This window comes from Trebonia sp., assembly GCF_049794275.1.
In the GTDB taxonomy this organism is placed as follows: domain Bacteria; phylum Actinomycetota; class Actinomycetes; order Streptosporangiales; family Streptosporangiaceae; genus Trebonia.
Genome location: NZ_JBARCR010001312.1, coordinates 1 through 5,524 on the forward strand (window position 1 = coordinate 1; position 5,524 = coordinate 5,524).

General features: G+C 69.2%; 5 protein-coding genes. 3 read left to right on the plus strand and 2 right to left on the minus strand.

Going from position 1 to position 5,524, the window contains the following annotated elements; translation table 11 throughout:
* The coding region (locus tag WA805_RS31750) for a sensor histidine kinase (RefSeq protein WP_425244190.1) at positions 1–817 on the plus strand (817 nt) is incomplete at its 5' end.
* A gap of 5 nt (positions 818–822) precedes the next feature.
* Here the strand turns inward: WA805_RS31750 and WA805_RS31755 are convergent.
* Positions 823–2,376, minus strand: a complete 1,554-nt coding sequence (locus WA805_RS31755) for an MFS transporter (RefSeq protein ID WP_422280392.1) — start codon at positions 2,374–2,376, stop codon at positions 823–825.
* A gap of 94 nt (positions 2,377–2,470) precedes the next feature.
* On the opposite strand from WA805_RS31755, the gene WA805_RS31760 reads away from it, so the two are divergent.
* Both WA805_RS31760 and WA805_RS31765 read left to right on the plus strand, forming a co-directional pair.
* The gene (locus WA805_RS31760; RefSeq protein ID WP_422323897.1) at positions 2,471–3,166 is read left to right on the plus strand and encodes a TetR/AcrR family transcriptional regulator; all 696 of its coding nucleotides are present in this window, start codon (positions 2,471–2,473) and stop codon (positions 3,164–3,166) included.
* Positions 3,167–3,526: 360 nt separating this feature from the next.
* Positions 3,527–3,754 (plus strand): hypothetical protein, encoded by a 228-nt coding sequence (locus WA805_RS31765; protein ID WP_422280396.1) that lies wholly within the window; start codon positions 3,527–3,529, stop codon positions 3,752–3,754.
* A 148-nt stretch (positions 3,755–3,902) separates the two neighbouring features.
* Here the strand turns inward: WA805_RS31765 and WA805_RS31770 are convergent.
* Positions 3,903–5,524 (minus strand): ABC transporter substrate-binding protein (locus WA805_RS31770; RefSeq protein WP_425244191.1); only part of this gene is annotated, 1,622 nt, incomplete at its 5' end.

The following is a 5,524-nucleotide window of genomic DNA, read 5'->3' on the forward strand; positions in this document are numbered from 1 at the left end:
CGCCAGCCACGAGCTGCGCACCCCGCTCGCCGCCATCCGCGGCTACGCCGAGCTAGGCATGCTGCACCCGGGCGACTCCCCGGAAACCGTCACGCACGCGCTCGGCCGGGTGCTGTCGGAATCCACCAGGATGAGCGTGCTCGTCGACGACCTGCTGCTGCTCGCCAGGCTGGACGCCGGACGCCCGCTGAACACCGATCCTGTGGACATGACGCGGCTGGCGATCGAGGCGACGAGCGACGCCCAGGTCGCGCGGCCCGACCACCGCTGGGTGCTCGAGCTCCCCGACGACTCGGTGCAGGTCCGCGGCGACGAGCACCGGCTGCACCAGGTGCTCGCTAACCTGCTCAGCAACGCCGGACGGCACACCCCGGAGGGCACTACGGTCACCGTCGCGGTCAGCGACACGCTGCCGCCCGGCGAGGACCGCGATCGCGACCGCGCCCCCGACGACCGCCCGGACTCCATACAGCACGGCGACATCCCCGCGGAACCGCGGGTGGTGCTGACCGTCACCGACGACGGCCCGGGCATCCCGGCCGGCCTGCTGCCCGACCTGTTCGAGCGGTTCACCCGCGCGGACACCGCCAGGACGCACGCCGTCGACGCGGCGTCAACGGGCTTGGGCCTGGCCATCGTGGACGCCGTGGTCGCCGCCCACGAGGGCGCGGTCCTGGTGACCAGCTGGCCGGGGATGACCCGCTTCACGATCGTGCTGGCCCGGCTCTCCGAGCCGGCCTCGGACGAGGGCAGCTCAGTCGCGGCGGCCCCGCGCCCCGCCCGCAAGGTGCTGCACAGGTCTACTCCGGGGAGCTGACCGCTCTAGACGGCGGAGCTCTCCTCCGTCACCGCGGCGGGCGCGGGCGCGGCGCCGGGCCCCATGCCCTGCAGCGGGCCACTGCGCATCAGCGTGCCGCAGATGACCGCGCCGGCGACGAAGAGGCCGGTGCACCACCAGAACACCGTCGTGTAGCCGTGCACGAAGGCCGCGGCCTGCACTTGGTGCAGTATTGCGGCGCTCGGCCTGCCGTGCAGGCTGGCCAGGTGGCTGGCGATGTAGGCGGTCGTGGCGCTGGCCGCGATCGTGTTCAGCAGCGACGTGCCGATCGACCCGCCGAGTTGCTGCCCGGTGTTCACCGACGCCGACGCGACGCCCGCGTCTTGCGGGTCGACCCCGTACGTGCCGGTGTTGATCGCGGTCGAGAACAAGAGGCCCATGCCGGTGCCGGTGATCATGAGCGGGCCGAGGATGTCGGCCACGTAGTCCCCGCGCACCCCGATCCTGGTCAGCCAGATCTGCCCGCCCGTCAGCAGCAGGAAGGCCACGATGACGATCGGCTTCGGGCCGATCCGCGGCAGCAGCACGATGTTGGCCACGTTGGCCGCGACGGCGACGCACGCCACCATCGGCAGGAAGGCCAGGCCGCTGATCACCGGCGAATAAGCCAGGCTGACCTGCATGTAGTAGGTCAGGAACAGGAAGATGCCGAATAGGCCGGCCCCGACGATCAGGATGGCCAGGTAGGCCGCGCCGCGGTTACGGTCGAGCACCACCCGGGGCGGCAGCAGCGGGTGGCTGGCGCGACCCTGCCAGACGGCGAAGGCGACCAGCAGTACGACGCCCACGGCGAGGAACCCGTACGTGGACGGCGTGCTCCAGCCGTGCGTCGCAGCGTTCGAGAACCCGTAGACGATGCAGAACACCCCGCTGGAGACGAGAAGCACACCAGGTATGTCCAGCTTGCCGCCCGTCGTCTTCTGCTGCTTGTGCAGCCACAGCGCTCCGCCCGTGATCGCGATCCCGGCGAAGAACAGGTTGATGTACAGGCACCAGCGCCAGGACAGGTACGACGTCAGCACGCCGCCGAGCAGCAGCCCGACCGCCGCGCCCGCGCCGGCGATGGCGCCATAGACGCCGAATGCCTTGCCGCGCTCCTTCGGGTTGGTGAACGTGGTGGTCAGCAGCGACAGGGCGGCCGGCGCCAGCATCGCCGCGAACACGCCCTGGCACGCGCGGGCGGTGACCAGCATCTCGAAGTTGACCGACGCGCCGCCGATCGCCGAGGCCACGGCGAAGCCGACCAAGCCGGTGAGGAACATCACCTTGCGCCCGATTAGGTCGGCCAGCCGGCCGCAGAACAGCAGCAGGCTGCCGAACGACAGCGCGTACGCCGTCACGACCCACTGCCGGTCGACGTCGCTGAAGCCCAGCGCATGCTGCGCCGACGGCAGCGCGAGGTTCATCACGGTCAGGTCGAGTACGATCATGAGCTGGGCGACCGCGATGACGCCGAGGATCAGCCACCGGCGCGGGTCGGGTCCCGCCTGTCCGGATGCCCCGCCCGCCCAGGCCCCTTGGGCGCTTGCTTCGGACATGTCGACCGCCTATCTGGAGGATCCAGCTCCGCTTACGTGGAAAGCATAACACGAAGCGGAGAAGCTACCTCCGCTGCGGGTTACTCTATAAGACGTGACATCGGACGGTGTTGTGACAACCGGCGGCTGCGGAGGCGAGCGGCCGCTGCGCCGCGATGCCGAGCGGAACCGGCAGCGCATCCTGCTCGCCGCCGCCGAGGTGTTCACCCAGCGCGGCCTCGACGCCACCCTGGACGATGTCGCCCGCCAGGCCGGGGTCGGCGTCGGCACCGTCTACCGCCGCTTCCCCGACAAGGAATCGCTCGTCGCGGAGCTGTTTGCGGACCGCATCGACGCCATGGTGGCCGTCGCGGAACAGGCCCTCGCGGCGCCCGACCCGTGGCAGGCGCTCGTCTCCTACCTGGAGTACGCGGCCGAGACCATGGCGTCCAGCATCGGCCTGCGCCAGCTCATGATGTTCGCCACCTACGGCAGGGACCGGGTGGCTTACGCCCGCGAGCAGATGCGCCCGGTGGTCACCAAGCTCGTCGAGCGCGCTCAGGAGGCGGGCGTGCTGCGCGAGGACTTCAGCGCCACCGACGTGCCGCTGATCGCCTACATGCTCGGTGCGGCCGCCGAGTACGCCAGCTACGTAGAGCCGGAGGTCTGGCGGCGTTACCTCACGCTCATCATCGACGGCCTGCGGCCGTCCAGGGACGGCGTGTCGGAGCTGCCGGTGCCCGCGCTGACCCCGCAGGAAATGGAGCAGTCCATGCGCGCCCACGGCCAGCGGGGGCAGGCTCGCCGCTGACCGCCTGCCTGCCAGGCGAATTTCCGTCATTCACGAACGGCTGCGGGCTGCAAATGCACGTGCATACGCACTTTCCCCTACTCGTGCACGATGTGCGTGCATTCGCAATTTGCAGTTAAAATTCTTGCAATCGATCGCACCAATTCATTATGGCATCTGACCTGCGGCTTTGCTAACAGAAGCGCCGCTCACCAGCGTACGGCGTACCCTCTGCTCCCGCCGTCATATAGGCTGGCGAATATCGCGTATATCACTTGAAACGCGGGTGACAAGTCTCTTAAATCGCAGTAAGATAACCCTTAATAGCGTCGATGGTGACCAACTAGCCGTCGGCCTTCCTCCCCGTCTGGAGCCCTGTTCATGACTTCCGGCAACGGCGTGCCAGCCGCAAGCGACCGCGACGAAGGCACCCCAGTCCGCGACGATCGCCAGCTTCGCGACATCCAAGACCTCATCGCCAAGCTCGAGCAGATCAACAGGCAACTCTCCGGCCCTATGCCGAAACTGCGGACTGTACGGACAGAGGGAACCACGACGCCAGCCGGCAGCGTCATTCCCGAACAGCCGGGATCCCAGGACCGGGGCTGACACCCCAGCATCCCGGCGGCTGGCCGGCGCCCGGGGCCGCAACCGGGTGTCGGCCAGCCGCCCGAGTGCTGCCAGCTAATCCCTCGCCATATCGCCGAGCAGCCGCGCCGACGCCACTGGATCGCCGACGCCGCTGGATCGCCGACCGTCAGCTCCCCGTGCTCCGGAGGCATAGCGCGGCCAGGTCGATGCCGTAGAGCGGCTGGTAGAGCTGGCAGCCCATCCGGGCGGAAAAGAAGTCACGGCTCGCGTTGGTCGCGAATGCGGCCGCCGGCGCGAGGTCGCGTTCGAGTTCCAGATCGAGCTGGCGGTATGTGCTGTAACGCCTGGCACCGGACAGCGCGGCCGCCGCGTGGAGCTGCCGGTCGAATGCGGAGTCGTTGAGGTAGGAGAAGTCTCCGTTGTCGTCCGCGCTGATCGTGCTGCCGTCGAAGATCTCGAGGGTCGCCGCAGGGTCGGTGGTGTTGGAGTACCATCCGTCGACCGCGAGATCGAATGGCTCGCCGCGGTGGCTGATCCGGTCGAAGAACTCGTCGAGCGGGAATTCCTTCAGCTGGACATCGATGCCGAGTGGCTGCAGGTCGCGGCTGATGATCTGCGCCTCCTGAAGCCACGGCGCCACGTCGGGCGTGTACATGATCGCCGTCGCGTGGACGTTTCCGGCAAGCTGCCGTGCCCGGCGAAGGTCCGGGCCGGCCAGCGGGTAGAGATGGAAGTCGGCGGCGCCGGCGGTGGCGGGCGCCATGTAGCTGTCGGCCGGGCTTCCTGCGTTGAAGGGATTGGCCTCGGCGAAGCGCTGGCCCTGGGCGGCCAGCGCCGACCGGTCGATCGCGTAGTTGACCGCGCGCCGCAGCCGGACATTGGAGAACAGCGGCCTGCTCGCGTTCATGTGCAGGATCCGTACCCCGTTCGCGGGGCTGATGAAGTACCGCTGGTGTCCTGATCTGGCCGCCTTGCTGTCCGGTCCGTACTGTGACTCGAGCCCCGGCCCGGCGTCGCGCGGGAGGCCGTCGACCGCGTAGTCGGCCGTGCCGGCCTTGATTTCGGCGAGAGCGCGGGCGCTGTCGGTCCCGATCGTGAAGACCATCTGGTCGAGGTGGTGCGGGCGGTCGCCGCGGTAGTTGGGGTTCCGCCGCAGGATTAGCTGCTGGCGTGGTGAGTACGACGCGATGTAGTACGGGCCCGCCGACGGGATGGTGTTCAGGCCGCCGGGGACAGCTGGCGTGCTAGGCGGGACGGCGCAGGCCGCACCGCCCGCGAGGTTGGCGAGGAACGAACCGTCGGGCTGCGACAGCGTGATCGTGAGCGTGTCGCCGCGCGCGACCACCCCGCTGAGCCCTGGCGCCTTTCCCGTGACGTAATTGTGGTAGCCGGCGACGCCGCTGAACGCGTACGCGAACGGCGAACTCAGCCGCGGGTTGGCCACGCGCTCGATGGTCGCCTTGAACGTCTGCGCGGTGACCGCCTCGTTCGAGGACGGCGAGAAGCGAAAGCCGGACCGGATCGTGAAGGTGTACATCCTGCCGCCGTCGGTGGGGGTCGGAACCGCCTCGGCGACCTCGGGGACGATCTGCGATCCGGCCGGCGCCGGCTTGTCCGGATACGTCACCAGGTTGGCGCAGGTCGCATACATGACCACGGTAGAGGGGACCTGTGCCAGTGCCGGGTCCAGAGACGAGAAGTCGTCCTGCATGGTGAAGTGCGCGGTGCCGGGGGTCACCGGCGGGGGCGGGGGCGCGGGCGCGACCGTGACCCACACCCGGCCGGCGG

Coding starts and splice junctions, on each gene's coding strand:
- WA805_RS31755 (WP_422280392.1), bottom strand. CDS start 2,376: ATGTCCGAAGCAAGCGCCCAAGGGGCCTGGGCGGGCGGGGCATCCGGA.
- WA805_RS31765 (WP_422280396.1), top strand. CDS start 3,527: ATGACTTCCGGCAACGGCGTGCCAGCCGCAAGCGACCGCGACGAAGGC.